This is a genomic window from Pedobacter sp. 01N416 (genome assembly GCF_056399685.1).
Window position 1 is genome coordinate 1 of sequence record NZ_JBFTRT010000404.1, and the last position, 4,773, is coordinate 4,773.

Genomic DNA, 4,773 nt, shown 5'->3' on the forward strand with positions numbered 1-4,773 from the left:
GCTTGCATGTTACCGGTAATGTATATCAAACACTTCCACTTTATTCTACTTTAAAAACTACTGGTAACTACTGTTACGCTAAAGCTTTTAATATTAAAGGTAAATCAGCTTTAGTGGTTTCTGAATCGCAGGTCAAAAATGAAAGTGAAACAGATAAAAAACTGGTTTATGAGGTAGAACTTAAAGACCTTGATGGAAAAATAGTTAAAACCTTTAAATCCGCAGAAACCAATATTAAAGCTGGTGATATGTTGACCTTAAAAGCCGAAGCATTGGTAACCGGCTTAAATTTTTGGAGCTGGGGCTACGGCTACTTATACACGGTTACTTCAAGATTAAAATCTGAAGGCAAGACTATCGATGAGCTGAGCACCAAAACCGGATTTAGAAAAACAGCATTTAAAAACGGGATGGTTTATTTGAACGATCGTGTATTGATGATGAAGGGTTATGCCCAACGCAGCAGTAACGAGTGGCCGGCAATCGGCTTATCAGTACCACCCTGGCTAAGCGATTACAGCAATCAACTCATGGTAGAAAGTAATGCCAATTTGGTACGCTGGATGCACATTACGCCATGGAAACAGGATATAGAATCTTGCGACCGTGTAGGTTTGATCCAAGCCATGCCTGCCGGAGATTCGGAAAAAGATGTTACCGGAACCCGTTGGGATCAGCGAAAAGCGGTAATGACAGATGCGATTATTTACAACCGCAACAACCCGAGTATCGTTTTTTACGAATGTGGAAACGAATCGATCAGTGCAGCGCACATGCAGGAAATGAAAGAGATTAGAAATCTTTACGACCCAAATGGAGGCAGAGCAATCGGATCGAGAGAAATGCTTGATATCCCTGAAGCCGAATATGGTGGCGAAATGTTGTACATCAATAAAAGCGCAACCAAACCAGTATGGTCTATGGAATATTCGAGAGATGAAGCCCTACGGAAGTATTGGGATGAGTTCTCCCCTCCCTTCCATGTAAATGGCGCAGGTCCGAAATACAAAGATGCCGATGCCAGCGATTATAACCGCAACCAGGATTCTTTTGCCATTGAAGATGTAATCCGTTGGAACGAATATTACGAAGAACGCCCCGGAACAGGAACCAGGGTAAGTTCTGGTGGGGTAAACATTATATTTTCTGATTCGAATACCCACCACCGCGGCGAAGAAAACTACCGCAGAAGTGGCGAAGTGGATGCGATGCGCATTCCTAAAGATGCCTTTTTTGCACACAAAGTAATGTGGGATGGTTGGGTTGATGCAAAAAAAACTGGCATCCACTTAATCGGGCACTGGAACTACAAAGCTGGCGTTAAGAAGAATGTGTATGTGGTGGCCAGTGGCGACAAGGTAGAGCTGATCTTGAACAATAAATCGCTTGGTTTTGGTGAAAAAAGTAATGGTTTTCTGTTCACTTTTAAAAACATAACTTACCAGTCAGGCACAATAAAGGCTATTTCTTATTCTTCAGCAGGAAAAAAACTGGCAGAAACACAATTAAAAACGGCAGGCAAACCAGTAGGATTAAAACTTACTGCAATGAAAAACCCAAGCGGTTTTAAGGCTGATGGTGCCGATGTGGTATTGGTACAGGTTGAAGTAACAGATCAGGATGGAAACCGTTGCCCTACGGCTTCAAATATGATCAAATTTAGTTTAGATGGCCCAGCCGAATGGCGTGGAGGCTTAGCCCAGGGGCCAGATAATTATATTTTGGCTAAAGACCTGCCAGTAGAAAATGGGGTAAACAGAGTGCTCATCAGATCGACAACTACTGCCGGAAAAATTAATTTAACCGCAAAAGCAGAAGACTTACGGCCTGCAAGCCTTTCATTCGAAACTTTACCGGTTAATACTACTCAGGGATTATCTAACCAACTACCAAGCGATGGTTTGAAACCGAATTTAAGCAAAGGCGCAACACCGCTTGATCCATCATACACAATTTCCCGTAAATCGATTAAAATTATTGCTACCGAGGCTGGCGCCAATAGCGATAAAGCCAATTTAAGCTTCGATGATAATGAATTGAGCGATTGGGTAAACGATGGAAAGATCGCTACCGCATGGATCAAATATACTTTAGCAAAAGAAAGTACAGTATCAGCAGTCTCGCTAAAATTGAATGGTTTTAGAACCAAAATTTATCCATTAAGGATCCTGGTTGATGGAAAAGTAGTTTTCGAAGGCAATAGCAAACCTAGCCTGGGTTATTTTACTGCAAACTGCAAGCCAGCAAAAGGAAAAACAGTTACCATACAGTTAATGGGTTCAGGAAAAGAAAAAGAAAACTCATATATTGGCGTAGAGGTAAATGGTAAAAAACTTGATGATGGTGTTGACCGTGCAGAAACCAAACTAAAAGGTGGTTTAAGTATTATTGAAGCCGAAATTTACGAGCAGCCATAAGCAGACTTCCGAAGTTTTGCCAGGCCATATGCCAGGGTAAACTTCGGAAGTCTTGACCAAAATAAAAAACACGATATGAAAACATTCAAAAAAGCTTACCTCCTACTCTTTAGCTTAACCGCTTTCATCCATACGGTTAATGCGCAGTCTAAAGCCAGCATCGAGGTTAATTTCGACAAGAATATAGCACCAATGAAACCCATTTGGGCCTGGTTTGGCTACGATGAGCCGAATTACACCTACATGAAAGATGGACAGAAGTTATTGACCGAGATTTCTAAATTAAGTCCGGTTCCGGTATACGTACGTGCGCATAACTTGCTAACCTCTGGCGATGGCACTCCTGCTTTAAAATGGGGATCGACGAATGCCTATACTGAAGATGCCAAAGGTAATCCGGTTTACAACTGGAAAATTGTTGATCAGATTTTCGATACTTACGTAAAAAGAGGCATGAAACCTTTGGCTCAAATAGGCTTTATGCCTGAGGCACTTTCAACCAAACCTCAACCTTATCAACACAAATGGAAGCCTGGCGCCCGGTATGATGAAATTTTAACCGGCTGGGCCTATCCGCCAAAAGATTACAAAAAGTGGGGCAATTTGGTTTACGAATGGGTAAAACATTGTGTAGCACGATATGGCAAGGCTGAGGTAGAAAGCTGGTACTGGGAAGTGTGGAACGAGCCTGATGGCGCTTATTGGAAAGGTACACAGGCCGAATTCTTTAAACTTTACGATTACGCTGCCGATGGACTAAAACGTGCCCTACCTACCGCGAAAATTGGTGGTGCCAACGTAACAGGCGGTGGAACGAAGTACCTGGATGCCTTTATCAAACATTGTTTAAACGATACCAATTATGTAACGGGCAAAATCGGTTCGCCTTTAGATGCTGTTCTTTTTCATGCTAAAGGCTCGCCAAGGGTGGTTAATGGAACCGTAGTGATGAATGTAAGGGCACAGCTCCGCAATATTGATGGAAATTATAAGATCATCAGTAAATACCCTCAACTTAAAAATATCCCTGTAATTATCGGCGAATCCGATCCTGAAGGCTGTGCAGCCTGTGGCATGAGTACCAATCCTGAAAATGCCTACCGAAACGGCACCATGTATTCGAGCTATACCGCAGCCTCTTTTGCCCGGCTTTACGAACTTACAGATAAATATAAAATCAACCTGTTGGGCGCTGTTACCTGGTCGTTCGAATTTGAAAACCAGCCTTGGTTTGCAGGTTTTAGGGATTTAGCCACCAATGGCGTTGATAAACCTGTTTTAAATGTATTCAGGATGTTTGGCCAGATGAAAGGGAACCGTGTTGAGGCCACAAGTAACCGCATGTACAATTTAAATTCTATTTTAGATTCGAGCATCAGAAAACCACAAACAGACATAGGTGTTTTAGCCACTAAAGCCGAGAAAACCGCTGCTGTTATGTTATGGAATTACCATGATGAGGATAAAGCGGATTCAAAAGATGTTGTTTCCATCTTGTTGAATAAATTGCCTGTAAAAATGATAACTGTCAAAGAATATCGCATTGATACCGAAAATAGCAATTCTTATTCAGAATGGAAAAAAATGGGTTCACCCCAAAATCCAGATGCGAAACAAATTGCAGCATTAGAAAAATCAGGCCAGCTTAAAATGATTGGTAAACCCAGAAAATTTGACACCACGGGTGGTGCTTTTGAAATGGAATTAGCCAGACAAGGAGTAGCTTTGTTGAAATTGGATTGGTAGCATTTAGCTTTTTTTGCCACGGAAACACTGAAAGCAGGAAAATAAAGAAGTATTTTTCTCTTGGTCGGCGGCTCACCGAACAAAACAATCATTTATAACGATGTAAATCGTAATGCTATTTATGCGCTCGTTTGGAAACGAGCGCAAGCAATAATAAAAGTTGCCGTGGTCTGTGTCTCCACAGACCACCTAAATATAATTTTTTCGTTCTGTGAGGACACAGACCGGGGATAAGGAAATGGCAGTTACAGGTGGATCGTCATTCCCAACTTGATTGGGAACCACGGAGTGCTCATGAATGCCTATGAATAAAAAGAAAACTTATGAATAATCTTAACGTTTTAGCTAGGTTTATATGTTGCATTAAGATTCCCGCCTGCGCGGGAATGACGACCGTTCTTTGCAATCTGTCACCTCAATCGTTTAACTTCGAAGCCCAATATCATTAACTTAAGAATAAGTGTTAGATTAAGGTTTAACGACCAAAGGTGCTCCATTTACCATTACGTTCTCAATTTTAACATCCTGATACCTGTTTTTCAGAAAAGGTGTTTTTGTAGTTACTTCCAAATCTTTAAAAAGAAAACCAGATACCTTATCTTCAGGATTC

At 41.4% G+C, this 4,773-nt stretch carries 2 protein-coding genes; both read left to right on the top strand.

Annotated features, from left to right (window positions below; genetic code table 11):
• Window positions 1-2,417 (top strand): DUF4982 domain-containing protein (locus AC1DND_RS19935; protein WP_477584285.1); only part of this gene is annotated, 2,417 nt, incomplete at its 5' end.
• A gap of 75 nt (window positions 2,418-2,492) precedes the next feature.
• Window positions 2,493-4,163: a GH39 family glycosyl hydrolase gene (locus AC1DND_RS19940; RefSeq protein ID WP_477584287.1), complete on the top strand. Its 1,671-nt coding sequence runs from the start codon at window positions 2,493-2,495 to the stop codon at window positions 4,161-4,163.
• Window positions 4,164-4,773 lie beyond the last annotated feature (610 nt).

Coding starts and splice junctions, on each gene's coding strand:
- AC1DND_RS19940 (WP_477584287.1), top strand. CDS start 2,493: ATGAAAACATTCAAAAAAGCTTACCTCCTACTCTTTAGCTTAACCGCT.